This is a genomic window from Heyndrickxia oleronia (genome assembly GCF_017809215.1).
GTDB classification, from domain to species: Bacteria; Bacillota; Bacilli; order Bacillales; family Bacillaceae_C; genus Heyndrickxia; species Heyndrickxia oleronia.
This window is the reverse complement of sequence record NZ_CP065424.1, coordinates 342,049-367,190: the sequence shown is the minus strand read 5'-3', so window position 1 is coordinate 367,190 and position 25,142 is coordinate 342,049. Positions and strand designations below refer to the sequence as shown.

The 25,142-nt window shown below is 34.8% G+C and carries 29 protein-coding genes and 1 other annotated feature; of the genes, 10 read left to right on the top strand and 19 right to left on the bottom strand.

The genetic code is table 11. From position 1 onward, the window contains the following. Positions 1 to 73: 73 nt before the first annotated feature. Positions 74 to 1,252, bottom strand: coding sequence for a NupC/NupG family nucleoside CNT transporter (locus tag I5818_RS01970; protein WP_058003989.1), 1,179 nt, complete (start codon positions 1,250 to 1,252; stop codon positions 74 to 76). Between the two features lie 442 nt (positions 1,253 to 1,694). Between I5818_RS01970 and I5818_RS01965 the strand changes: the two genes are divergently transcribed. Next, positions 1,695 to 1,904 carry a hypothetical protein gene (locus tag I5818_RS01965; protein WP_058003988.1) on the top strand — a complete coding sequence of 70 codons (210 nt, stop codon included), beginning with the start codon at positions 1,695 to 1,697 and terminating at the stop codon, positions 1,902 to 1,904. Positions 1,905 to 2,169: 265 nt separating this feature from the next. Here the strand turns inward: I5818_RS01965 and I5818_RS01960 are convergent, their stop codons facing one another. The 4 genes from I5818_RS01960 to cidR form a co-directional block, all read right to left on the bottom strand. After that, positions 2,170 to 2,658: a DinB family protein gene (locus I5818_RS01960; RefSeq protein WP_078109271.1), complete on the bottom strand. Its 489-nt coding sequence runs from the start codon at positions 2,656 to 2,658 to the stop codon at positions 2,170 to 2,172. A gap of 113 nt (positions 2,659 to 2,771) precedes the next feature. Next, complete coding sequence (gene uptA / locus I5818_RS01955) at positions 2,772 to 3,368, bottom strand: undecaprenyl phosphate transporter UptA (RefSeq protein ID WP_058006874.1); 597 nt, start codon at positions 3,366 to 3,368, stop codon at positions 2,772 to 2,774. 215 nt (positions 3,369 to 3,583) lie between these two features. Beyond that, positions 3,584 to 4,006 carry a YkvA family protein gene (locus I5818_RS01950; RefSeq protein ID WP_235813438.1) on the bottom strand — a complete coding sequence of 141 codons (423 nt, stop codon included), beginning with the start codon at positions 4,004 to 4,006 and terminating at the stop codon, positions 3,584 to 3,586. A gap of 43 nt (positions 4,007 to 4,049) precedes the next feature. Then, a complete protein-coding gene (gene cidR, locus I5818_RS01945; RefSeq protein ID WP_058006873.1) occupies positions 4,050 to 4,946 on the bottom strand; it encodes a cidABC operon transcriptional activator CidR in 897 nt (298 codons plus the stop codon). A 121-nt stretch (positions 4,947 to 5,067) separates the two neighbouring features. On the opposite strand from cidR, the gene I5818_RS01940 reads away from it, so the two are divergent. Beyond that, positions 5,068 to 5,472: a CidA/LrgA family protein gene (locus I5818_RS01940; protein WP_078109270.1), complete on the top strand. Its 405-nt coding sequence runs from the start codon at positions 5,068 to 5,070 to the stop codon at positions 5,470 to 5,472. Beyond that, the gene (locus I5818_RS01935) at positions 5,438 to 6,118 is read left to right on the top strand and encodes an LrgB family protein (RefSeq protein WP_058006871.1); all 681 of its coding nucleotides are present in this window, start codon (positions 5,438 to 5,440) and stop codon (positions 6,116 to 6,118) included. The genes I5818_RS01940 and I5818_RS01935 overlap by 35 nt, the downstream gene beginning before the upstream one ends. Positions 6,119 to 6,188: 70 nt before the next feature. Here I5818_RS01935 and I5818_RS01930 read toward each other — a convergent pair whose 3' ends face one another. From I5818_RS01930 to I5818_RS01910, 5 genes are all read right to left on the bottom strand, one after another. After that, positions 6,189 to 6,608: an NUDIX hydrolase gene (locus tag I5818_RS01930; protein WP_078109269.1), complete on the bottom strand. Its 420-nt coding sequence runs from the start codon at positions 6,606 to 6,608 to the stop codon at positions 6,189 to 6,191. After that, positions 6,605 to 7,054 (bottom strand): hypothetical protein, encoded by a 450-nt coding sequence (locus tag I5818_RS01925; RefSeq protein ID WP_078109268.1) that lies wholly within the window; start codon positions 7,052 to 7,054, stop codon positions 6,605 to 6,607. Before I5818_RS01925 ends, I5818_RS01930 begins: the two co-directional genes overlap by 4 nt. A gap of 19 nt (positions 7,055 to 7,073) precedes the next feature. Then, positions 7,074 to 7,592, bottom strand: coding sequence for a DUF6886 family protein (locus tag I5818_RS01920; RefSeq protein WP_078109267.1), 519 nt, complete (start codon positions 7,590 to 7,592; stop codon positions 7,074 to 7,076). A gap of 323 nt (positions 7,593 to 7,915) precedes the next feature. Further along, positions 7,916 to 8,725, bottom strand: a complete 810-nt coding sequence (locus tag I5818_RS01915) for an ABC transporter permease (protein WP_058006867.1) — start codon at positions 8,723 to 8,725, stop codon at positions 7,916 to 7,918. After that, entirely contained in the window at positions 8,722 to 9,612 is an 891-nt protein-coding gene (locus I5818_RS01910; protein WP_058006866.1) for an ABC transporter ATP-binding protein, read from the bottom strand. The genes I5818_RS01915 and I5818_RS01910 overlap by 4 nt, the downstream gene beginning before the upstream one ends. A gap of 90 nt (positions 9,613 to 9,702) precedes the next feature. Between I5818_RS01910 and I5818_RS01905 the strand changes: the two genes are divergently transcribed. Further along, the gene (locus I5818_RS01905; protein WP_078109266.1) at positions 9,703 to 10,350 is read left to right on the top strand and encodes a TetR/AcrR family transcriptional regulator; all 648 of its coding nucleotides are present in this window, start codon (positions 9,703 to 9,705) and stop codon (positions 10,348 to 10,350) included. A gap of 232 nt (positions 10,351 to 10,582) precedes the next feature. Here the strand turns inward: I5818_RS01905 and I5818_RS01900 are convergent, their stop codons facing one another. Further along, the gene (locus tag I5818_RS01900; RefSeq protein WP_058004154.1) at positions 10,583 to 10,852 is read right to left on the bottom strand and encodes a hypothetical protein; all 270 of its coding nucleotides are present in this window, start codon (positions 10,850 to 10,852) and stop codon (positions 10,583 to 10,585) included. A 217-nt stretch (positions 10,853 to 11,069) separates the two neighbouring features. On the opposite strand from I5818_RS01900, the gene I5818_RS01895 reads away from it, so the two are divergent. The 3 genes from I5818_RS01895 (at position 11,070) to I5818_RS01885 (ending at position 13,445) form a co-directional block, all read left to right on the top strand. Beyond that, complete coding sequence (locus tag I5818_RS01895; protein WP_078109265.1) at positions 11,070 to 11,402, top strand: winged helix-turn-helix transcriptional regulator; 333 nt, start codon at positions 11,070 to 11,072, stop codon at positions 11,400 to 11,402. Positions 11,403 to 11,651: 249 nt separating this feature from the next. Then, positions 11,652 to 12,137 carry a C40 family peptidase gene (locus I5818_RS01890; protein ID WP_078109264.1) on the top strand — a complete coding sequence of 162 codons (486 nt, stop codon included), beginning with the start codon at positions 11,652 to 11,654 and terminating at the stop codon, positions 12,135 to 12,137. 255 nt (positions 12,138 to 12,392) lie between these two features. Further along, positions 12,393 to 13,445, top strand: coding sequence for an ATP synthase beta subunit C-terminal domain-containing protein (locus I5818_RS01885; protein ID WP_078109263.1), 1,053 nt, complete (start codon positions 12,393 to 12,395; stop codon positions 13,443 to 13,445). A 1,056-nt stretch (positions 13,446 to 14,501) separates the two neighbouring features. Here the strand turns inward: I5818_RS01885 and proS are convergent. The 3 genes from proS to I5818_RS01870 form a co-directional block, all read right to left on the bottom strand. Further along, entirely contained in the window at positions 14,502 to 15,938 is a 1,437-nt protein-coding gene (proS, locus tag I5818_RS01880) for a proline--tRNA ligase (RefSeq protein WP_071977315.1), read from the bottom strand. Positions 15,939 to 15,992: 54 nt separating this feature from the next. Continuing rightward, positions 15,993 to 16,200: a binding site (T-box leader), on the bottom strand. Between the two features lie 65 nt (positions 16,201 to 16,265). After that, positions 16,266 to 17,300 (bottom strand): AI-2E family transporter, encoded by a 1,035-nt coding sequence (locus I5818_RS01875; RefSeq protein ID WP_078110830.1) that lies wholly within the window; start codon positions 17,298 to 17,300, stop codon positions 16,266 to 16,268. A 222-nt stretch (positions 17,301 to 17,522) separates the two neighbouring features. After that, positions 17,523 to 18,428, bottom strand: a complete 906-nt coding sequence (locus I5818_RS01870) for a TIGR01777 family oxidoreductase (protein WP_078110829.1) — start codon at positions 18,426 to 18,428, stop codon at positions 17,523 to 17,525. A 181-nt stretch (positions 18,429 to 18,609) separates the two neighbouring features. On the opposite strand from I5818_RS01870, the gene I5818_RS01865 reads away from it, so the two are divergent. Continuing rightward, positions 18,610 to 18,876, top strand: coding sequence for a hypothetical protein (locus I5818_RS01865; RefSeq protein ID WP_078110905.1), 267 nt, complete (start codon positions 18,610 to 18,612; stop codon positions 18,874 to 18,876). A gap of 80 nt (positions 18,877 to 18,956) precedes the next feature. Here the strand turns inward: I5818_RS01865 and I5818_RS01860 are convergent, their stop codons facing one another. After that, positions 18,957 to 20,111, bottom strand: coding sequence for an ABC transporter permease (locus tag I5818_RS01860; RefSeq protein ID WP_058004162.1), 1,155 nt, complete (start codon positions 20,109 to 20,111; stop codon positions 18,957 to 18,959). Then, positions 20,108 to 20,851: an ABC transporter ATP-binding protein gene (locus tag I5818_RS01855; protein ID WP_058004163.1), complete on the bottom strand. Its 744-nt coding sequence runs from the start codon at positions 20,849 to 20,851 to the stop codon at positions 20,108 to 20,110. Before I5818_RS01855 ends, I5818_RS01860 begins: the two co-directional genes overlap by 4 nt. A 160-nt stretch (positions 20,852 to 21,011) precedes the next feature. Between I5818_RS01855 and I5818_RS01850 the strand changes: the two genes are divergently transcribed. Both I5818_RS01850 and I5818_RS01845 read left to right on the top strand, forming a co-directional pair. Further along, entirely contained in the window at positions 21,012 to 21,713 is a 702-nt protein-coding gene (locus I5818_RS01850; protein WP_078110904.1) for a LytR/AlgR family response regulator transcription factor, read from the top strand. A 60-nt stretch (positions 21,714 to 21,773) separates the two neighbouring features. Then, the gene (locus I5818_RS01845; protein ID WP_078110903.1) at positions 21,774 to 22,757 is read left to right on the top strand and encodes a sensor histidine kinase; all 984 of its coding nucleotides are present in this window, start codon (positions 21,774 to 21,776) and stop codon (positions 22,755 to 22,757) included. A 100-nt stretch (positions 22,758 to 22,857) separates the two neighbouring features. Here the strand turns inward: I5818_RS01845 and I5818_RS01840 are convergent, their stop codons facing one another. From I5818_RS01840 to I5818_RS01830, 3 genes are all read right to left on the bottom strand, one after another. Further along, positions 22,858 to 23,586 (bottom strand): amino acid ABC transporter permease, encoded by a 729-nt coding sequence (locus tag I5818_RS01840; RefSeq protein WP_078110902.1) that lies wholly within the window; start codon positions 23,584 to 23,586, stop codon positions 22,858 to 22,860. A 15-nt stretch (positions 23,587 to 23,601) separates the two neighbouring features. Next, positions 23,602 to 24,255 (bottom strand): amino acid ABC transporter permease, encoded by a 654-nt coding sequence (locus I5818_RS01835; RefSeq protein WP_078110901.1) that lies wholly within the window; start codon positions 24,253 to 24,255, stop codon positions 23,602 to 23,604. A gap of 76 nt (positions 24,256 to 24,331) precedes the next feature. Further along, the gene (locus I5818_RS01830; protein ID WP_071977321.1) at positions 24,332 to 25,135 is read right to left on the bottom strand and encodes a transporter substrate-binding domain-containing protein; all 804 of its coding nucleotides are present in this window, start codon (positions 25,133 to 25,135) and stop codon (positions 24,332 to 24,334) included. Between the last annotated feature and the right edge of the window lie 7 nt (positions 25,136 to 25,142).

Here is a 25,142-nt window from a genome sequence, read left to right as displayed (position 1 = left end):
AGCGATCCTCAGTCGATATTTAATAGTTATAACTTTACTTAAATAGCAACAATGTTTGAGAAAAGAGCCTAAATTATAAAACAAAACTGACTATTATCGCAGATAAGATACTAACTAAAGTAGCACCATACAATAATTTTAATCCGAATCTGGCAACTGTATTTCCTTGCTTCTCGCTAAGCCCTTTCACTGCTCCAGCTATAATGCCAATAGATGAGAAGTTTGCAAATGATACAAGGAACACTGAAATGATCCCAATAGATCTTGGGCTAAAGCTTGACTGGATTTTGGTTAAATCAATCATGGCAACAAATTCATTGGTCACAAGCTTTGTAGCCATAATTCCTCCTGCTTTAATCGCTTCCGACCATGGGATTCCCATAATAAAGGCAACTGGAGAAAAAATGTAGCCAAGGATATCCTGAAATGAAATGCCAAAGATCAAGTCAAACACACTATTAATAGCTGCCATTAAAGCAACAAACCCAATTAACATAGCACCAACAATAATGGCTACTTTAAACCCATCGAGAATATATTCTCCTAACATTTCAAAGAAGCTTTGTTTTTCTTCCTGAATCTCCAATATATCTTCCTTATCTTCTACCTTATATGGATTAATGATAGAAGCAATAATGAATCCACCAAATAAATTGATAACAAGTGCCGTAACTACATATTTTGGTTCAATCATTGTCATATATGCCCCTACAATAGACATTGACACGGTCGACATAGCTGATGCGCATAATGTATAAAGGCGGTGTGCAGGCAGATGATCTAATTGTTTTTTCACTGTTATAAATACTTCAGACTGTCCTACCATAGCAGACGCAACAGCATTATATGATTCTAATTTACCCATACCATTTATTTTGCTTAATAATAATCCAATTCCCTTCATGATTAAAGGGAGAATTCTTAAATATTGGAATATCCCTATTAGAACAGAAATAAAAACAATTGGAAGTAATACTGTTAAGAAAAAGGGGGCTTCTCCCTTATTCGCTAATCCACCAAATACAAAAGAAATCCCTTCTCCTGCGTATTCTAATAGCTTTGTAAATATTTCTGCAATTGCTTTAATTAATATTAATCCAAATTTTGTATTTAATAATAATGCAGCTAATGCAATTTGAATCACAATCATTAAAATGATCGGTTTATAATGAACCTTTTTACGATTATTACTCGCTATAAGTGCTAGTCCCAAAACAACCAGCAAACCGATGATAGAAATGATATACTTCATCTTTTTTCCTCCATTCTGATGTATTTCTCACCTTGCGTACAACATACAATGGCGGAATGAAGACCCCCTTCCATCCTTCCCCATTAAATATTTTATTAATATAATAAATGCAAGTGATGTTACATACATATTCTAATTTTTTCAAGTTTAACGCATGATGAAATTCTTTATCGACTTTAAAAATAACACCAGTGAATTAAACTCCTTTCAAATTAAAACATAAAAGTTTCCGATTAACAATGGAAAGGGTTGCATTCAGAAATATTGCACTATACTCTCTATTCCAATATATTTTCACCCAATATTTTATAGTATTTGTAAAAGTATGAGGAACATGTCACTTTTTATTAATAATCTTAATAATGTCTTAAAAAAATCTTCATTGTAATTTAAACATTAACCTTTATCATTAGCTTAAAGAGAAAGCTTAGGAGGGATTTACATGGAGCAAACCAAAGAAATACAACCAATAACAGCAGAAGTGTTGAATGGTGCAAATGTAGAAAAAACATTAGCGAAGTATTTTGGGCTTTCCGTCACAAAGTTAGAAGTACAGTCCATAAAAAAGGCACTCCAGAAAAGGGATAAAATGAAGATTGCACATTCCATTGAAGATTTACTCCATAAACGATGGAAATTCTCTCAACAATAAATTAAATGACATTTCATCTTATCTGAGTTCACATCTCTTTTTAATAGGCTCTTTTCTCAAACATTGCGCTATTTAAGTAACGTGATAACGATTAAATATCGACTGAGGATTCCTACACGTATCACAAAAACAGCCTATTAATAAGTAAATACAGTAATCAGCGTACATCGTTATTGAAATCATGCTAAGAATAAAATGGTCCCCCCATTTTATATAAAAAAGAGGGTTGTCTATTAATGAATAGTCAACCCTCTAAATGTTTCGCCTAATACAAATCAAACATATTTACCTCTTTATTTAATTCCTTCAAATAGTTAAATAGCTGTCCGCGGTGATGAAAGGCATGTGTAGTTATTTCAATCAACCATTTTGCTTGCGTATGTCCTTCCATATCAGGAGTAAAATAAAACGGCTTAGTCACCTTACCAACGAATTCTTCCTCTGACATCGATTCATAATAATTTTTAAGTTCATTAAAGCCTGTTTCCATCACTGTTCCCAGCTCATATACATCATTAGAATATAATTTCTTTTCTAATTCTCGAATCTCTTCCTCACTTTTTTCTTGTCCAATTGCAAGATCTATGAAAGGAATCTGCACTAAATGATTGGCTTGTTCTAATAAGCTCCGCATTTTATCATTCGGTTGAAAGGAAAAATCCTCCTCCGTAATTTTCTTCAACAGCTCCTTAGTTGTCCGTACAGCTACGTATAATTCCGAAAATAAAAGATCCCTTATTTGGCTTGTACTCATCTTTAATCCACTCCTTTAATTGTTATGCATATACTATGAATTCTGTATCTTCTTGAAAAAGTCCTTTTAGCAAACATAAAAAAGGCCAATCTAGATAGACGGCCCAAATATGCTTATTTATTTTTTTGTTTTTTTATCCACTTATATATGAAATATAACATGATTAGCCCAATTGCAATGATCATTGCTGGTTGAATATACGGCTTTGCAAATTCATCCACATGTTTCCAATTCGAAGCCAGTTTATCACCTAAATAGACGAATAAAATGGACCAAGGAATGATCGCTAGCGTTGTATATAAAGTAAATTTTTTCAGAGACATTTTCGTAATGCCTGCTGGAATCGAAATAGCATGCCTCACAACAGGTATAAATCTCGCAGTAAAGATTACTCCTGATCCATACTTATTGAACCAATCTTCGGCTATATCAATGTGCCTTTCATGAATAAAAATATATTTACCATATTTTTTTAAGAAAGGTCTACCACCATATGCTCCAATCCAATAAATAAAAAGTTGTGCGATAGTTCCACCGATTACACCAGCTATAATGGCTCCGACAAAGTTGATATGTCCTTGTGAAACAAGATATCCAGCATAAGCTAACACGATTTCGCTTGGAATAATCTCAATCATGAGACCTAGAGCGACCCCAAAATAACCAAGGTCAGTTAAAAAATTTAAGATTGATTGAATAAACTCTCCCATTTTTTCCTCCATATATGACCAAGAAACCTAGATTGCCTCTTATACGAACAAGACTACAGACAGTATACCTTATAAACAGATCATCTGGCTTTTATTTTTTAATCATTGCTAAAATTGTCAAAGAAACAGGAAATGGATAGCAAATAATTCTTTTACAAAAAACAACGGATAAATTAGTTGCAATGCTCTAATGACAAGCACCCGTATACTAGAAATTAGTTAGTTAATTTTTCATCAATGGCTGAAGTGTCAATATCTTCTCCAAACCAAGTAGATAATTTGTTTTTGGCTTTATCCTTAATATCTTGGTCAATATGAGTGGCGACTTGTAAAATAGCTGCTCCAAGTGCACCTAAATCATCTACATAACCAACCCCTGTAATAAAATCTGGAATTAAATCTATAGGTAAAATAAAATAACCAAGGGCTCCAATAATCATTGCTTTAGTTTTTACAGGGACACTTGGCTTTTGTAAAGTGTAGTACAGTAAAAGCACGGCATAAACTACTATGCCACCTGCTTTCTTTCCAACATTTTTCAGCTTGTCCCAAAGTTTTTTATTCGAATAATGCTTTTTTGCTCTTTCCATTCTTGTTTTTAATTCTTCTGTATTTATTGGCTCAATTTCATTTGCCATTTTCTTAAATTCCCTCCTATATACCTACCTTTACACTTCTATTTTATTGACTCTTCTCTCTCATCATAAACATTTGTGTAAAACGAATCCACTCTCTTGCTGCAAATGACAAATATCGATCCTTTCTCCATATAATTCCTAAATGCCAAGGAATCACTGGATCTATCAGCGGAATACGTGAGACCCTGTCATGACCAATTTGTTTACAAATCGTTTCAGGAAGAAGCGCCACCCCATTATTAGCGGCAACCATTTCACTAATGAAATCCCATTGTGAACTCTCATAAATAATATTTGGATGGAATCCTTTCCGTACGCACTCCATTATAATTCGATCATGTAGGGCAAAATTTTTGGCAAATAAAATAAATGGTTCAGCCTCTAAATCAACGAGCTGGAGTTGTTTTCTTTTACTAAGTGGATGGGAAGGATGAGTAACAACCATTAACTTCTCATTTACAAATGAAAAAGTATGAAACTGATCTTCATTTATCGGTAAAACAACGGCTCCTAGATCTAGTGTACCATTGCCAACATCTCTTTCAATTTTCTTAGCCCCATCTTCAACAAGCTGTACAGTTATATTCGGATATTGTTGGTGAAAGGCTTGTATTACCTTAGGGAAGAAGCGCGATCCAACCATTGGAGGTAAACCAATATGAATGATTCCTGTTTTTAACTGCATTAAATCATCTAATTCCGATCGTAAGTTTTGAAAGGATTTAATAATATTTTGCGCTTGAACGAGAATTTTTTCACCAGCATCTGTCAGCTTTGCATGCTTACCCGTTCGATCAAATAGAATGACACCAAGTTCATCCTCAAGATTTTTCACCATTTTACTTATCGATGGTTGTGACACATATAGCTTTTGAGCAGCTTTCGTAAAATTTCCTTCTGTAGCCACAGCTACAAAGTAATTTAAATGTTGAATGTCCACTTTTGGTCCACCTCTTATAACTTTTGAGAATGACTATTATTCTATATATTCATTTTACCTATAGCATTACCCGATGTACACTTTATTAGAGGGAAATTTTTTCACTAGAAGGGTGTACAATATGAAAAAAATATTTATTGGTTGTCTTCAAATAATGATACTTTGTATCTTTACTTATATACTAGGAGAAGTCTCAGAATGGCTTCATCTCAACATTCCTGGTAGTATTTTAGGATTAGTTATATTATTTATTTTATTACAAACGAAAGTCGTAAAGCTAAAGTGGATTGAAGTTGGAGGAAATTGGTTAGTTACTGAGTTGCTCCTTTTCTTCGTTCCTTCAGCTGTTGGAATCATTCAATATAAACATCTATTAATGGATAATGGACTTAAAATAATAGCAGTTATCGTTATTAGTTCCGCTATTGTGATGATTTGTTCAGGATTGTTAGCTGAAAAAATGGCCAAACAAAAGGAGGGGAAAATAAAAAATGCTGATCCTACTGTTCTTAATTCTCACCGCTAGTATTTATTGGGGAGCGAAATGGTGGTATACAAAAAAGAAGAAAGTATATTTCTCTCCGCTATTGCTGGCACCCATATTAATCATATTTGTCCTAGCACTTTTTCATATTAGTTATGATTCTTATAATTCCGGAGCAAAGTGGCTAACTAAGTTACTGCAGCCGGCGACAGTTGCCTTAGCCATTCCACTTTATCGTTATTATCCTATTTTAAAAAAATATTTACGTGAAATTTTATTTAGTGTGTTACTTGGTTGTATGATGTCTATTCTTGCTTCATTTAGTATTTCATGGCTTGTACAGTTAAATAAAACATTGGTTACAAGTATTATCCCCTATTCAATCACCACTCCTATCGCAATGGGAGTTTCATCTAAAATAGGAGGAGTTCCTACCATCACTGCAGTGTTTGTAATTATGACAGGAATTATCGGCATGATCCTTGGACCTTGGATTATTCGTATCTTTGGCTTTAAGAGTGAAATTGCAAGAGGCGTATTACTTGGTACAAGCTCACACGGAGCAGGAACCTCGAAGGCACTGGAGCTTAGCAGTGCAACAGGGGCCGTTTCTAGCGTTTGCATGGTATTAGCAGCGATTACGTCATTCTGTATTTCTCCTTGGATTTATATGCATATCTTGCATTAATATTTATCTGAAAAAGGGCTAACTATTAGCCCTTTTTCAATTTCGAAAAAACAATAACTAGTAGAAGTGATTATTTTTTTAGTAGATCAACATTCTCCATTTGGTGTAAAAGAAAATCCTGATCCTCAGGAAAGGCTAATTCTATTTCCTTCAAGGCATCTTTCGCCACCCATGCGATTTCATGAATTAATTGATCAGGATCCTGGATTACTGCCTTCCCTCCTACAATCCTTATAGAAAAGTAATGTACCTCAATGTTATAACCGTCCAATTCTGTATGTTTAACAAATAATTTATCTATAATTTCTGCTTCATATCCCGTTTCTTCATATACCTCTCTCTTACAGCACTCCTCCAGTGTTTCCCCCCTCTCCTGTCCTCCTGAAGGCACAGACCATTTTTTCTCTTCCTCAGGTTTTCCCTGGAGTACCATTAATAATTCCCCTTGTGTATTGACACAAACACCAGCTGAACCTACCCAATTCTTCATTTCCCTAACTCCTTTAGTTGTATTAAATGGTGGAGATCATGCTCATATTCCCCTTTCACATAGGACTCAAGATTGTGCTGATTTCCATTAATAATGAAACTTTTCGATAAATCTAGTTGCCGCAAGTTCTCCACAAGTCTTGTTCTCTCCTTAATAGCTCCATCAATAATTTCGTATAAACTGATCCCAGAGTGAGCATAGCTTTCAGCATCTTTATTCATTTCCTCTACATCCTCTGCAGTGATTCCGGCTAAACTTCCCCCCTCAATCATGCTTGGCAAACGTTCTTCATAAAAGAAACGATCCCAAAACATAATGTGAGTAATTATTGCTGCTTTTGACCATTTCCCCTCACTAATCGGCTGAAAAAATTCCTTATGGGTTCCCTCTTTTATTCTCTCTAAATAATCTTTCCACTGTGTTAACTGATCGACAATAGGATTCACTCTTATCTCTCTCCTGTTTTTATCTATTTGGTAATTTCCCAGCATTTCTAAACCGAATAACAGAAAAATCTAGTGTAGATGCAATAACTCGATTACGAATAGGATGTAAATCTGGTGTAAACCGTAATTCTACTTTTTCATTTACAAGCTTACCTATGAGGTCAGTTATAGGCTCTATTTTTTCCGGAACAACTTCCTCATGCGACACATAATAGCCTGCCGCCTGATCGAATAGTTCAAACCCTTCCTCCGAAAAGCTATAAACATATAATGTCGTATTCCTAATTTGTTCTAGCCATTGATTTTCAACGACGATTATCTTGTCAGCGTTGGTATCTGAAAAAAACTTCTCAATATCGCTAACCTCTGTACAAGCTCCTTTACTATAAATCACTCTGGGACAATCACGTGGAAAATAATAATGTGAAGCATGCTCCCTGTCGATTGCCCAAACAGCTGGGGCCAGTTCAGGGAAGGACGCGGATGGTCTTGGTGAAAAAACACGAATATTCGGTTCTTCGCTAAAGTGAAAAAGCAAGGATATAGCCTCCTTCTAACAATGACTTACCTTTTCATTCGCTATGAATGTAAGAAAATCCTTTCATTTCTGCTAGGCTATTTTCATGCTGAAGCTCTTTGATGAGCAATTTCAGGTAATGGTCAAGAACTTTGTTCAATTTTTAAGGAATGTCCTTTATAACATGAATGAAAGACATTTACCTTCTTATCTTCGTGATTTGTTCTTCATCTAATGAATCAAGGACACTGCGCCATTTAGCTTTACCTATTGACGTGTTTAAGAAAAGATCCTAAATAAAAAAAGACCTGTTCCATTCATGAACAGATCATATGTTCAAAACACTATAATGGTAAATCTCTCTTCTTAAATATAACAATGGCAATGACAAATAATGCAATTCCTGTTCCTCCCAATGCGATTGAGACTGGTAAAATATCAACGGTTCCTTTTGCAATTTCAGTCGGTTGAAAGGCTGAGAAAATAGTAAATTTCTTTAACCATTCAAAATCCTCACTCATTTTTGCTACGAGATTAATGGCAAAAAAGATAATAGATAAGCCACCAGAGATTGCGAGTGCACGTTTTTCGTCATTGAAAATACATGAAAATAAAAAGGAGTATCCACTTATGACAAAAAACAATAGAAATCCAACAATATTCATTTCAATAAATCGCAAAATATTAATATCGGCATCTTCAATGATCCAGTTCGCTCCTAATAGAACAGGAAGGATCGAAAATAATGTGATGGTAACCAGGCCCAGAACTAAAATAATGCTTTGTGTTATAGCAATTTGACTTCTAGAAGTGGATGTAGATAAAAGATAAGCCATAGATCCTCGATCTACTAATCTCGCAATTAACTGGGTAGCTGTCACGACACTAAATATCATTAAAATAATCAAAAACAATAGTCCATAATACTCGGCTGCTAGGAATCCACTAAGATCTCCTAACATTCCGCCATCAATGCCAAAGGCACTTAAATACCCTTGGGGCATCTCTTTAAACAGTTGCTCAAGTGCATCAGATTTCGCAATCGAAGGATAGATCCAGATGACTAGGAACATATAAAATGCTGCCCCTACCGCATAGCTTACAATACTTTTTCCATTTGTCTTTAACATCGCTTTAAAAAGGGAAGCATTCATGAACGTGATCCCTCCTTATCATAATAGTGCATAAATATCTCCTCTAATGACTGAGTATGAATATCCAAATGCTGAATATGACATTGCGATAACACTTTGATAAATCGGTTATAGTCTCCCTGTACTGCCACTTTAAGCCGAAGATGGTCGATACTTAAAATCTCTATTCCAGCTTGTTTTATGGTTTCCACATCATTCATCGTTTCTACTAAAATATCAAATAGTTTTCGCTGTTTTGCTTGTAGGTTCTTAACGTCCTCCACAGCTACTAATCTACCATCTTTTATAATACCTACTCGGTCACATGTACGATCAATTTCCTGAAACATGTGGGAAGACATAAGAATCGTTTTCCCTTTTGACTTCTCTTCCAAAACTAATTCAACGAATAAGCTCTGCATAAGCGGATCCAATCCCGATGTCGGTTCATCTAGAATCAATATTTGCGGATCATGCATAAAGGCTGCCACGATTCCTACCTTTTGCTTCATCCCCTTAGACATTTTCCGAATGGGTGTTGTTACATCAAATTGTAACCGCCTAATTAATTGGTCCCGATAGGTTCGATCTTTCATTCCTCGCATCCCTGCAAGGAGCTCCAGAAACTCTAAACCATTGATTCCATCCAAAAAAGCAATTTCTCCAGGGAGATACCCGACTGTCTTTTGTATTTCTGCGCTATTCTTCCAACAATCCATCCCATTTATTTTTGCTGAACCCAACTCAGGTTTCATAAACCCCATTAAATGCCTAATCGTAGTTGATTTACCTGCCCCATTCGGACCTAAATATCCAAACACTTCTCCCTTCTTTACTTCGAAGGATAAATCAAATATTCCTTTCCCATTGGGAAAGACTTTCGTTAATTGATTCATTTGTATTCCCATTTCCATCATCCCCCTTTTAAATGTTTTGAACTATTCCAATACATTTATTACATATTAAAACAATAAAAATAAAATGACAATAGGTTTTGAATGAAATATATTGTTTCATTTCAAAAAGTTTTGTATTATTATGTTGAGGTGAAAGCAATGGACGGTTATCAACGAAGGACAGAAAAAAAGAAGGAAAATATTCGAAATGCTGCTTTTGAACTTTTTAAAGTTTATGGGGTTGAGAAGGTGAGTATAGCGGAAATCGCTAAAAAGGCCAACGTCTCCCCTGTTACCATATATAATTATTTCGGAAATAAAGATGAACTTTTTAAAGAGGTTTTGTCTGAGTATATGAATAATGAATTAGACCAATATATGGAATTACTTCACTCTGATCTTCCCTTTCCGAAAAAATTAGAAAAGATGGTTTTCAATAAAACTGAAGCCGCCAAAACCCTTAGTTCGGACTTTCTAAAAGGAATAACCGACCCATCCCTACAAGAAGTCATCGAGGATTTTGCTAACAATAAAGCGATTCCCTTAATGATGGAGATGATTGAACAAGGAAAAGCGGAAGGGTATGTTAACCCGTATCTTTCAACAAATGCCATTCTCATTTACATTCATACATTCAGTGAAATGACGCAGCGTCCCGAATTATTTTCAAACACTCATATGAATGAATTACTTGATTTAAGCAATCTTTTCTTTTACGGCTTACTTGGACAGCCAGTGAAGGATTCATAAAAAAGCTATATTTGTATAGTTTATTGTTTTTGTAAATGCCCTACTGTCGGCATTTACAAAAGGAATAAAGGGTTCAGCATTCTTTTAAAATTTACAGCTCTTTTTCTCAGTGGAATGAAGGACTTGTCGATCTTCAATCCATTTTGATTAGTTAAAACATTATCTAAATAGCAACAATGTTTAAGAAAAGAGCCCAAAAAATAAGGGGCCCTCTAATAGAGCCCCTCTACTTTTAATCTTCTTGTTCTACAACATTATAGTAATCAACACTGTACATCGCACCTTCACTCACCATTTCATTATCAGCAAAATCATACGGATCGGAGTGTCCAACCTTTGTCATTGGAGACTTCATGTGCTTCTTCTTTGTCATCCAGGAGTCGGCTTTTGTTTTCATATTGTTTATCATTACTCGAGCTTTTTCTCTGTTATTCTTCGATGAGAAATAGGAAATACCTGCAATCCCAATACCAGCTAACACAACATGATTCATTTTAACCATTTGATCGTCCTCCTTGTCCATTTCTTTTCTTCTACCCGAAAATTGTCCATATCATGCATATATTACAAATATTTCATCATTTTAAGACAAAATAACTCTTTTAAAATATTTTCGTAAAAATAAACTAACTAACTATTAGTAAGTTTACAAAAGGTGTATAATAGATGATAAATAGGAAGAAAGTTATACCTATTTCCATATAGGAGGTGTATCAAATATGGAAGGATCACGCCTTTGTCCAAAATTTGAAAAGGCATTTCAATTATTAGGAAAACGTTGGATTGGTGTCATTATCCGCGTTTTAGAAAAACAACCGATGCGTTTTAATGAGATTGCTGAGCAAATTCCACATATAAGCCAAAAAATGCTTTCTGATCGTTTAAAAGAATTAGAAATGGAGCAAATCGTCATTCGAGATGTTTATCCTGAAACACCTGTACGGATTGAATACCGTTTAAGTGAAAAAGGCCATGCTATTACTCCTGTTCTCGAGGAAGTACAGCACTGGGCTGATAAATGGGTAACAATGGATGATTATTGTAATGAATAACCTTAGCTTAATAGCTAAGGTTTTATTTTTTAAATCAATATTATTCGAATAGTCACACCAACAAAACTTGATAAGTACCACTAATTCCTTTATTAGGGGTAAAAGCCAGCAATCGTTTTTTCAAAATAACATACTATAAAGAATCTCCTCTTTTAAAGTTCTTTCGTTCAATTTAGAATCTTTCTTCATTCCCCTTCATATATTGTTATCGTGTGTAAAATATACAGATATATTGGGGGTAAAAAGGAAATGAATTGGAGGATTCAAAAGAAAGGATTTTTACTAGCGATTACAGCCTATTTTGCTATTGCAGTCACATTCTTATTTACACCACTTTTTCAGGCATCAGCTTCTATCAACTATGGTGAAGAAGTTGTATCATTTGCACAAATGCATGAAGGAAAAAAGTTCAAAATGGGAGGCACCAGTCCTAAAGGATTTGATGCCAGTGGATATACACAATATGTATTCAAAACAGCTGCAACTCACTTGCCTATTCCTAGAACTAGTAACAATCAATACAAAGCAGGAAAATCGATAAAAGCAAACCAACTGCAGTTAGGTGATGTCGTTTTTTATGCTACAGGTCATAAAAAAGGAAAAGTAACATTTTCTGCAATTTATATAGGAGATGGAAAATTTATCGGAGCTACTTCAAAAGGAGTAAAAACGATTAACATGTCCGATAAGTATTGGAAAGAACGCTATGTAGGTGCAAAACGTTATATTCAATAACTTTTAAGACGGCTCTCATTATGAGAGCCGCTTTTATTTTTTCCAAAGCTTTAACCATTCCATAAGGCAAATAATTATAAACATTACACTATATATTTAACCAATATTCCATCCCCACGAAATTTAATCAAACGTTTGATTAAATTTTGCTATTCAATATTTACTCTTTAGCGAAAAAATAATTATATTTAAACAAAAAACTCATTGCATTAAAACGTAATTTATATTACTATTCAAAGTAAGGAGGTGCAAATATTGGAAAATTCAGATTCACTTAGATTAAATGTTGCATTGTTAAGAAGAAAAGTACCTAATTTAACAACTGCTGCTCGTTCAGTTGGTTTACGACCAGCTACAGTTTCTAATTTATGTACGGGAAAAATTCCAGTTGGCCGTGCAGAGGTACGAACTTTGGTAGCTTTAGCAACATTAGCCGAATGTAGTTTAGATGAATTAATTTTAAGAGGGGAGAAAGTCGAGATGATTGAAACTGGAATTAAAACTCTAGATCTATTTGCTCCACTTGCGAAAAATGGGACCGTCGGATTAGTTGCTCGCCCAGGTATGGGACAATTGGTCATTTTAGCAGAACTATTCTACAAAATGAAAAAAAGAGGTTATGCGAATGTTCTCCTTCTGCCTGAAGGCGATCACCCTGAATTAAATGATCTATTAGAATTTGCGGATATCATTGCTTATACCATTGATGAAGCCTACGAAAAAATGGCATCATACGATAAAGGCAAGGATCTTATTTTTACAGCCGATCGTTCACATGTCGTTTCTGGAGAGATCTATCAATTGCAGGAACGATTGCAAAATATCGGTGTAGAAAATGTAACAACCATCTTGCTTGATCTATCTGGTGAAGTTGTTGATGAGGAATTACCTTACGGACCACTTGAGACCCTTTGGCAATTTGATGCAGATCTAACAGCAAGACATCGTTTTCCAGCAGTTAATCCTATTTTCTCCACATCATCCGTTTTAGAGGGTGCTCATCTAGATCAAAAACACTTCATAATCCAACAACGTGCTCAAAAGCTTTTACGACGATACCGCGAATTGCGTTCGCTTGTCACTGTTAGCGGCATAGAAAAACTACCTACTGCAGAAGTTCAAACCTATAAACGTGGGGAACGCTTGGAAGCTTATTTAACCCAACCTTTTTATGTAGCTGAACCTTTCACAGGAAAAAAAGGAGAATCCGTTCTATTACAGGACACACTTTCAGATGTGCAGAAAATTTTAGACGGGGTAACAGACTCCACTGATATCGAACAGTTAGATTTTATAGGAAAGCTTTAGGAAAATTAAAGTGACATTACTCAACATTTGAGTGGTGTCACCCTTTTTTTATTTGGTTCTTCTTTTTTTTTGACTTGTTTCTTTCTTTTTTTGTTTGGTTCACTCACTTTTTTTAGTGGTTCCCACACGTTTGTGGGGTTTCACCCTTTTTTTGTTTGGTTCATCCTTTATTTTGACCGGTTTCTTTCTTTTTTTGTTTGGTTCGCTTACTTTTTTAAGTGGTTCTCTCACGTTTGTGGGGTTTCACCCTTTTTTTATTTAGTTCATCTTTTATTTTGACCTGTTTCCTTCTTTTTTTGTTTGGTTCGCTCTCTTTTTTTAGTGGTTTCCTCACATTTGTGGGGTTTCATCCTTTTTTTATTTGGTTCATCCTTTATTTTGACCTGTTTCCTTCTTTTTTTGTTTGGTTCGCTCTCTTTTTTTAGTGGTTTCCTCACGTTTGTGGGGTTTCACCCTATTTTTTTTGGTTCATCCTTTATTTTGACCTGTTTCCTTCTTTTTTTGATTGGTTCGCTCTCTTTTTTTAGTGGTTCTCTCTAGTTTGTGGGGTTTCACCCTTTTTTTATTTGGTTCATCCTTTATTTTGACCTGTTTCTTTCTTTTCTTGTTTGGTTCGCTCACTTTTTTAAGTGGTTCCCTCTCGTTTGTGGGGTTTCATCCTTTTTTTATCTGGTTCATCCTTTATTTTGACCGGTTTCTTTCTTTTTTTGTTTGGTTCACTCTCTTTTTTAAGTGGTTCCGCACGTTTATGGGGTTTCACCCGGTTTTTATTTGGATCATCCTTTATTTTGACCTGTTTCCTTCTTTTTTTGATTGGTTCGCTCTCTTTTTATAGTTGTTCTCTCTCGTTTGTGTGGTTTCACCCTTTTTTATTTGGTTCATCCTTTATTTTGACCGGTTTCTTTCTTTTTTTGTTTGGTTCGCTCACTTTTTTAGTGGTTCCCCCACAGTTGTGTGGTATCTCCCATTGAATATTTAGTCCAACCTTTATGTTCCAGTTCCACAATTCAAATAAAAAAATGCAGATGTTTCCATCTGCATTTTCTGTCATCTAATTTAATAAGCTTTTGCCCAATATACTAAATGCTTCGCTTCGCCGCCACAGCATACACATGTATCCGATATTTTTTCTTCTTCGAAAGGAATACAGCGTGAGGTTGCGGATGTTTCGTCTTTAATGAAGTTTTCGCAGGCTACATCTCCGCACCACATCGCTTTGATAAAACCAGGATTTTCGACTAGAGCCTTTTTGAATTCGTCCATATTTAATGCGATATTGGTTTTTTCTTCACGATGTGCTTTGGCCTTTTCGAAAAGGTTGTTTTGGATATCTTCAAGAAGCTCAACTACTTTTGCTTCAAGATCTTCCATTGCTACGAAGATTTTTTCACCTGTGTCGCGACGTGCAAGTACGACTTGACCTTTTTCAATATCTTTAGGTCCCACTTCTAAACGTAGTGGAATCCCCTTCATTTCATATTCATTAAATTTCCAGCCTGGCATTTTATCACTAGCGTCAATATCTACTCTTGCTACCTTTTTCAGTTGATCTCTTAATTCATATGCTTTATCGAGTACGCCTTCTTTATGTTGAGCAATTGGTACAATCATTAGTTGTTTTGGTGCAATTTTAGGTGGTACCACTAAACCGCGGTTGTCACCATGAACCATAATTAATGCTCCGATTAAGCGGGTTGTAATTCCCCATGACGTTTGATGTACCGTTTGAAGTTCGCCATTTTTATCTGTGAATTGGATACCAAATGCTTCGGCAAAGCCAGTTCCTAAATAATGTGAGGTACCTGATTGTAATGCTTTTCCATCATGCATTAAGCTTTCAATCGTTAATGTATGAACGGCACCTGCAAATTTTTCCTTATCTGTTTTACGTCCACGTAAAACAGGAATCGCAAGGTATTTCTCGCATACTTCTGCATACATTTCAAGCATTCTTGATGTTTCTTCTTGAGCATCTTCACTCGTCGCGTGACATGTATGACCTTCCTGCCATAGGAATTCAAGAGAACGTAAAAATGGTCTTGTTGTTTTCTCCCAACGAACGACATTGGCCCATTGATTATATAGCTTTGGTAGATCACGATAGGAATGAATAATATTCGCATAATGCTCACCGAATAATACTTCTGATGTCGGGCGAATAACTAGACGTTCTGCTAGTTCCTCAGAGCCGCCATGTGTAACCCATGCTACCTCTGGAGCAAAACCTTCAATATGATCCTTTTCCTTTTGCAATAGGCTCTCAGGAATCAATAATGGCATATAAATATTTTCATGACCTGTTTCTTTAATTTTCCCATCTAGTACATCACGAACATTTTCCCAAATGGCAAAACCATACGGACGAATAATCATTGACCCTCTTACAGAGGAGTAATCTACTAAATCTGCTTTCTTTACAACATCTGTGTACCATTGTGCAAAATCATCTTCCATTGCAGTGATTTCTTCGACAAATTTCTTATCCTTTGCCATGATTCAACTTCCTCTCAAATTTTTTCTTAAACGCAAAAAGACCTCCGTCCCTAGAAAAGGGACCGAGGCCTGGTGGTACCACCCTTATTTACAGCTTAGCTGTACACTCTTTACTGATAACGGTTTTGAATAACCGCATGTATCTTAGTCTATCGATACAGAACTCAAAGGCAGGTTCAAATGGGCCTTTTGGAAACTTGCACCAACCGTTTCCTCTCTAAAAAAGACGGGACATTTTACTAATCCTTATCGACGTTTTTTGATTTATAATTTTTACAAAAATATACTAATTATTTAAGACAAAGTCAAGTAGATGAAAAATAAATTTTATTTTTTACGTTTGATGAGTTTTTTCTCTTTTTCATTTTTCACATCTAATACATCCAAAAAGAAAACGAAAACTGGAATTCCAAGAATTAACCCCCACACACCGAAGAAGTGCTCTGAGAAGATTAAGACAATAAATGTATAAAATACGGGTAGATTTGTTTTCGATGACATAAGTTTTGGATTTAAAACATACGCTTCAACCGCATGGACAACTGCCACGATAACCACTACATAAAGAACTTGAATAGGTCCACCAATACTATAAGCGATAAAGCATAGTGGGACAAGTGAAATAATTACACCTGCAACAGGGATTAGACCTAAAAAGAAAATCATAATCGCTAATCCAAATAGCTGCGGGAATCCCATAATAGATAAAGCAATCGTTGTAAGAACTGTGTTCACAATCGCAATGATAAACTGGGCTTCAATTACCTTACCAAAAGTTGATACAAATTTCTTACTAAAGAACTCGATCTCATCATAAAATGGACCGACTTTACTCTCTTTAAACTTTTTTGTAAAATCGATGAGACGTTCCTTTTCTAAAAGATAGAAAATACTTAATATCAGTGATAAGAAAACATCTACACTTACTTTACTAACATTTGTGAAATAACCAAGGAGGAAAGTAAATCCTTGTTTCAAAAAGTTAGTAATTTCATCTTTCTCTTGTATCTGTTTTACAATATAGTTTATGACAACATTTTCTTGTGGTTGAGAGTAAAAATCAAAAAGCTGCCTAACTAATTGTGTAATTTCCGCAATGAGAACGGGTAGATATTTGACAATTCCAAGAGATAGTAAGCCGACAATCGCTATATAAAGGACGACGACGACTACCTTCCGATGAATCGGCAATCGTTTCGCTACAAATTCTGATAGACGATCCATTAAAAAGGCAAATATAAATGTTAGCAGTATTAAATTCATCATGCTTCTCAGAAAATATAAAATGAGAGCAATCAAAGCAAATATAATAAGGCGCTTCACTCCTCTTTTTTTAAAAAAACTGCTAACAAACTCTGTCATTATCTTTTTTTCCCCCTAAATATTAGCTTCTTCAACATCATAATACTTCATTTTCTCATACTTTCATACTATATACTCAAAAAAAGACTTGATTTTTTTAAATAGATACAAAAGTATCTATTTCAATACATTTTTTAGTAATAAATTTGTCCTGCTTACCAAGTCTAGCCAAAGTACTTCTCTTTCCTTACTATATGAAATAATAATGTTGTCCCATTCAAATTATGTGTAAACTATTTCTTCCAACGCTCTTTCGAGTTGTGGAAAATGGAAATTAAAATCGTATCGCAATGCTTTTTCCGGTATAACCTTCTGCCCCTCCAACAACATGCTACTCATTTCTCCAAGCCCTATTTTTAATGCCCAACTTGGAACTGGTAACCAATGTGGTGAGTGCATGACGGAAGAGATAGCTTTTCCAAACTGTCGCATCGTTACAGGATTTGGAGCAGTTACATTTAAAGGACCTTCAATCTCCTTATGAAGGATAGCAAAGTACAGTATTCGTACAACATCTTCCACATGTATCCATGATACCCACTGCTCTCCTGTTCCAATCGTCCCACCTATTTTCATTTTATATGGAAGCAGCATAAGAGGTAATGCCCCACCATTTCCTAAAACTAAACCAAATCTTGCAAAGACTACTCGTGTACCAGTATTTCTCGCCTTTGCCGCTGCATTCTCCCACTTACGGACTACTGTTGCTAGAAAGTCCGGTGCTTCATCGTTATTCACCTCGGTGAATTCTTGTGTTGTAGACATTCCATAATAACCGATAGCTGATGCATTAATAAGGACTTGAGGTTTCGGATGTAATTCGTTCATCATTCGCACAATTTCGTTCGTTGCTGTCATTCTGCTGTGTACAATTTCCTTCTTCTTTTTATTTGTCCAGCGTAATCCATTAATAGACTCCCCAGCTAGATTGATAATAGCATCGACCTCTCTTAACTCCTTCTCCGGTCTACTATCTTTTTGAAGCCATTCTACTGCAGATATTCCCCTTGTTTGAATCGTTTTATTTGGATTCCTCGTTAAAATTGTTACTTGATGCCCATTCCCCAAAAGAAAATTCTGTATTTTTTCACCTATAAAACCACTTCCACCTGCAATCACTATATGCATATGCTCTCCCCTTTTCCCTATCAGTTATCGTCCATTTATCCAATGTATATGCACATTTATAAGGTATATCTAGTGTAATCTTTTAACTTTATTAAAGGAAACGATAAAAAATTGATTGATTTATGTATTATAAAACGAAAATCTTCATATTTATCAAAAAAGGACAAGGAGAGTGATGGTTTTGAATACGTTCATGATTTTGTGTTTTAGCACACTTTTAATATTAATTCTATTAATTATTTGTCTTTCTTTTATTTCAAAGCACAAACAAAAGGCTATTCAGATAATTACATTTGAGAGCTTTATTAATTCTCCTCCAATAAGTGAGAATCACAAAAAAGGCTTTATTGATACTATCAATGACTTTTTTGATAATAATAGCACTGGAACAATCGATGGGATAGAAAATGGCGACAGCGATGTCGGAGGGGATAATGGTGGAGAATAGTATTCCACCATTGTCAGAAATGAAATCACGAGTCAATAGAAAAAAGGATGACCATCGATCACCCTCTTTCTCTAGTTTTATTAAGATTTCCCAAGAACCCACTTACTCTTTTGGAACATTAGGGAAGCAATCGTAAATGTAATTGCAATAAATATAATGGAGCTTCCAGCTACTAATAAGATACTATTTAAATCATAAATGCCATAGATTAATTGTTTAATCAGGGCGTAAATATTCATAAATGGAATAATAAAGTGATACGGTTGAAATTCATTTGGTGTGATTCCAATTAAAAGAAAGTACGGAATCATCGATACCATCATTACAGGTGATACATAGTTTTGTGCTTCCTTCATCGTATTTGCTGCCATGCTAAGGACCATCTGTAATGCGGAAACTAGAAAAGCAAATACAATTATACCTACAGCTAAACTACTTATAAATGTAGTAATATGCTGGTCAAGCTGAAGAGCTTCCTTCATATTAGACGTAAATAATTGAACAAAAGCTACTAAAGTTAGTACAGAAAAAATACCACTAATCATTCCAAGAGTTGCAATCGTAAACCACTTTCCTACTAAAATATGAATTCTCTTCACAGGAGTCATCATTAATGCCTCCATTGTTTTTCTTTCCTTTTCACCGGCGAATAAGTCACTTGATGCCGGTAGTCCTCCCATTAAAACACCTAAAACAATAACAAGCTGTGCCATGATAGAAATCATATATTTAGACATCGTATCTTTTTCACCTGTAACCGATTCCTGTTTATAGGTGAAGGGTTCCATAATCGAACTGCTTACATTTGCTTCCCCCAGTTTCTCTATAATTTGTTCATTCTTCTTGGAAGAAAGTAAACCTAGAATCATATCGGTAGCCGAGCTTCCTTTACTACTTGTCGGTTCGCTATAAACAGTAATGTCTGGTACTTGATTTGCTCCTTCTTTTACATCAATGGCAACTACTGCCTTACCTTCTTTCACCTCATGTAGGGGATCATCAGATAAGTTAATATCCAGCTGTTTGATACCTTTAAACCAATTAATAATTTCTGTATCTGTCTGTTCATTGATTGATACAGATATGCTATCGCCTTCCTTATCAGACTGAATATAATTATCAATAAAAAACACAATACCGATATTAAACAAAATAGGGATAATAATGCTTAGAAAGATTGTTTTTCGATCACGAAAGGCATCCTTCAACTCTTTCAGATAAACATTCCAAATCATGCCGTTTCACCTCTCACTATACGTGACATAAAGATATAATTTAAATTCTCGGTTTCTTCTTGTTGATACAGCTCCTGAAGGGAACCATGATAAATCAAATTTCCCTTATGAATCATAACAATGGTCTGACATAGCTGTTCAACCTCTTCCATAATATGACTAGAGAATACGATGGTCTTTCCCTCTTTACGCAAGTGATGAATAAGCTCTCGAAACATATTTGCCGAAGTGATATCTAAACCTGTAGTCGGCTCATCTAAAAGAATCACATCTGGATTATGAATCAGTGTCCGAGCAATCGCTACCTTTTGACGCATTCCTTTAGAAAACCCCCCTACTTTTCGGTCAAGATATTCCTTCATTCCAAACCGTTTCGCAAGATTTTCGATTCGCACATTTGATTCATGTTTGCTTAAGCCATATAGTTTGGCAAAATATTGGAGATTTTCCTTCGCTGTTAACCGGTCATACAATCCTGTTTCACTACCGAAAAGAACCCCGATTTTCCTTTTTATTTCCATCGTTTGCTGACTAGTATTTTTTCCATCTATAATAATTTCTCCTTTTGTAGGTTCTAAAATAGTCGCGATCATTCGTAATAATGTTGTTTTTCCTGCACCATTTTCACCGAGCAAACCAACAACTTCACCCGTTGGGATTGTAAAGCTTACATTTTGAACAGCATGAATTTCCTGCTTTTTTTCCTTAAATGTTCGGGAAACATTATTTATTTCAATCATTCGATATCCCTCCAGCCCTTTTGATATGTTAATCATACTCGATAACCATTTTCCCGACTTCAAAAATGTCGCAAAACGTCTTTTTCATGTCATGAATAGGTCAAATTTCATGATGAATCTGGTACAATATAAATATTATTATTGGTAAAGAGTGGGGTATATGATAAAGATTGGCTTAGTGGATGATCAAGCATATGATTTAGAAAAACTACAAACGATTTTGGAAAAAGAAGAGGAGATTGAAATTGTCTTCGCAACGAATAATTCTGAACATGCCTACTCATTACTGAAAACAACAGAGATTGATCTTCTCATTACTGACATTGAAATGCCAAATTTGTCCGGTTATGAATTAGCAGACTTTGTACATACGAATGCTTTAAATATTCGTATTATCTTTGTAACAGGATATAGTGCATATGCCGTACATGCCTTCGAGTTGAATGTATTGGATTATATTTTAAAGCCCTACTCTAAAGAGCGTTTATTAAAAGGCATTCATCGATTCAATCATATCAATATAGAGAAGTTAGAAACAGATAAAATGATGTTAAAGTATAAATCTGATATACATATGATCGAAAAGCAGGAGATTATTTTTATTGAACGAACAGGTCGATCAACGACAATCGTCACAAAAACAGGAGAATTCCAAACCTATCAAACTTTAGGGGAGCTAGAATCAAAGTTAACAAATAAAAGCTTTATTCGAGGACACCGTGGTTTTATTATTAATATACAATATATCAAAAACTTCTCTCTTTACACGAAACAGTCTTATATTGTCCATTTCCATCACACTGAAAAAACAGCCATGATGACGAAAGTGAATGTAGAACAATTACAAAAAAATTATTACTAAAATCTTTCTCAAAAACTGGCTAGTGACTTTACATATCAAGTTGCAAAAGGAGCTACCGTGTTGAAAACCAACCTGCTTCATTTATTATATTTTAGTATGAATAGTATTCTAGTAGCCTTATTGTTTATTATAAAATCCCATAACTTAGCTATTATATCTATAATATTTTTACTAGTATCTGTTTTCATCTTCGGCTATTTTAAAAGAAAAATGGCAATTAATAATAATCTATCCCTTCTTATTCTTTGCTGCTTCATCCTTTTCCAAGGACTTATGATCGCAAGTATCCTTGCAACGAAACAGATTACTAGCGTGATCTTCCTACTAGCAGGAATTAATCTTATGTATTTTCTAATCAATTACCTTAGCTTAAACAGTTATCTATATCAAAAGAGAATTGATGCGATTCAAGAGGAAATAAAACATTTCAATCAATCGGTGCAGCACTTACGTATACAGCGTCATGATTTTTTAAAGCATGTCAATGCCTTGGATTATATGTTTGAAAGTAAAGAATATGATCAAGCACATCAATATATGAAATCCTTGGTACAGGATTATCAAACAGTCAATGGCACAATACAAGGGGAATCAAGCCACATGACTGCTGTTCTTTTAAAAGCAGTCGCACGGTCTCATTACGATAAAATTAAGTTGAATTTACACTCGAATCAACCAATATCCCATATCCCGTTACCACCAGTCGACCAAGTTAATTTAATTTCTAATTTACTAGACAATGCACTAGATGCAGCTGCAATTAGTAAGGAAAAAAAGATTATTTGCTCAACCAGAAAACAAAAAGGGTTCTTTATTTTCGAAATCAAGAATTCAACGACAGAATTGCCAAACGAAATTGCCGATCATTTATTTCAACGATTCAATCAAACGACTAAAGCTGGGAATCATGAGGGACTGGGGACATTCATTATTTCTGACATTATTAAGCGTTATAATGGAAATATCAGTTATTCCTATAATGGCAATGAAATGGCTATTAAAGTTAAGTTTCCAATTGTTGAGGAGTATATGCATGTCCTATAAAAAACTAAAATCCTCCACTTATTTTCAGATAGAAGTGGAGGATTTTATATTTTGCTAATCTTTTATAGCTACCAAAAGGGTGCTCCATAAAATGGATATGTTACAGATTACTTGGTAAAGTTTGTTGATTGTTCTTTTGAAATCTATTCTTATGCCTTCCACCTTTATTATTCGTATCTAAACGCTTCTCTAACGCTCTTGATAGAAGTGATAGGGCATAATTTACTACAAAATACATGATTGCTACTAGTATAATAATTGGTATAACGTAGTTTCCACCTTTTGGACCACTATAAATCCCCTGTGCATTATGGAGCAGATCTGGTAACGCAATGATTATAGCTAAAGAAGTATCTTTCAATAGTGATATAAACTGACTAACCAATGGAGGAATCATTCGTTTCAAAGCTTGTGGTAGGATAATATTCCACATTGTTTGAATATAGGATAATCCCGAAGACCGAGCAGCTTCTATTTGACCTTTTTCAATAGAATTTAAGCCGCTTCTTACAATCTCTGAAATCATGGCAGATTCGAAAATCGTTAACGCTGTTATGGCTGCGGTAATAATCTCCATTTTTATTCCTACTTCACGTAAGCCAAAATAAGTAAAGAAAATAATTAATATTAAAGGGAGATTACGTAATGCTTCTACAACGACAGCCACTATTTTAGAAAGAACAGGGATCTTTGCATATCTTAATATCCCCAGTATGCTACCAATTACAAAGCTTAATATTATCGAAATGAAAGCAACTTCTAATGTAACTAAGAAACCTTTTAACAAATAGGTAAGATTCCCTGCAGAATAAGCTCCTAAAAAATCCATCTTCTATCACCCCTTTTAATAGCTTCTTGCTAATCTTTTTTCTAAATGATTAACAAATAAGCTTAATGGGACGGTTAATATTAAATAAAACACACCTACAAATATATACGTATCAAAAATAACATAATTTCTTTGTGCAATGTAATCTCCAAAATACATTAATTCTAATCCAGCCACTACTCCTAATATGGATGAATTTTTAACTAAATTAATAAATTGATTCCCAATTGGAGGGATAACGATCTTAACTGCTTGCGGTAAAATTATGTACCTCATCGTTTGGATATAAGTCAGTCCAGATGAACGGCCCGCTTCCATTTGTCCTTTATCAACCGATTGAATTCCTGCACGTACGGCTTCCGCAATAAAAGAAGCAGTGTAAATAGAAAGACCAATGGTTCCCGCAACAAAACCACTTAAATTGATTTTAAAGGTAGCTAAGCCATGATAAAAGAAAAACACAATGATAATGAGAGGAATATTTCTAATAAATTCAACAAAACATGCTCCAATAAAATTTAAAATTTTCATTGGGGCAATTCTCATTACTGCTACGATAACCCCTAATATAAAGCTACCAATAAGGCCAATTAAACTAACTTTTATAGTATTAAGGAATCCTTCAAGATAGAGATCAAAATAATTAGTTAAAACGGAGAAATCAAGCATAGTCTCCCTCCTTCATAAAACAAGTTGTTCAACTACAAGGACGGGCATAGATAAATGCCCATCCCAGATTGAAGTTTTATTCCTTAATCCATTTATCTTTTATTTTGTCATATTCTCCACTATCTTTGAGTTCCTTTAAGAATTTATTCACATAGTCTGTAAATTTTTTATCATCTTTTTTAATCGCTATTCCATATGGTTCTTCCGTAAATGTTCCCCCAACTACTTCATAGTTATCATCTTGAGCCGCCATCCCATAAAGAATAGAGTTATCCGTTGTAAGTGCATCACCTTTACCGGATTTTAAAGCAGTAAATGCTTCAGCATAGTTTTCAAATTCCAGTAATTCTGTATCAGGAGCAGCTTCCTTTACGTTTTCTCCAGATGTTGCTCCTTTCACAGCTAATACCTTCGTACCTTTTCCTAAATCTTTTACACTTTGAATTTTACTTCCTTTTTTCACTAACAATGATTGACCCGCATCAAAATATACATCTGAGAAATTAACTTCCTTTTTACGTTCATCCGTAATTGTCATAGTCGCAATAATGGCATCAATATCCCCATTTTTCAACTTCGGAATACGTGTCTTAGAAGTAATCTCTACTAACTCAACCTTATTCTCATCACCTAAAATTTCCTTTGCAAGCGCTTTGGCTATATCCACATCAAATCCAGTAACTTCACCACTTGAAGGATCCTTATATCCAAATAAATACGTATCATACTTAACACCTACAACAAATTTTCCGCGATCCTTGATTTTATCCAAGGTGCTCTTGCTCTCCTCCCCAGAAGATGATTTTCCACATCCTGCCAATAAGGCAGCGATTAATGTAAAAATGACCCCTACAAACAACCACTTTTTCATTTTCTTCATTTAAAAT